The following is a 223-nucleotide window of genomic DNA, read 5'->3' on the forward strand; positions in this document are numbered from 1 at the left end:
CTCTCAGACCGGCTACTGATCGTCGCCTTGGTGGGCCGTTACCCCTCCAACTAGCTAATCAGACGCAAGCCCCTCCTCCAGCGAAAGCTCCGAAGAGCCTCCCTTTCTTCCCTCTGCCATGCGACAGAAAGAACGTATTCGGTATTAGCAGCCGTTTCCAGCTGTTGTCCCCATCTAGAGGGCAGGTTGCTTACGCGTTACTCACCCGTTTGCCACTCGAATC

The 223-nt window shown here is 56.1% G+C and carries 1 rRNA gene; it reads right to left on the reverse strand.

Annotated features, from left to right (window positions below):
* Positions 1–223 (reverse strand): 16S ribosomal RNA (locus ACFCTO_RS12275); the annotation flags it as partial.

Origin of the sequence: Megasphaera indica (genome assembly GCF_046614755.1) — a bacterium.
Classification (GTDB): Bacteria; Bacillota; Negativicutes; order Veillonellales; family Megasphaeraceae; genus Megasphaera; species Megasphaera intestinihominis.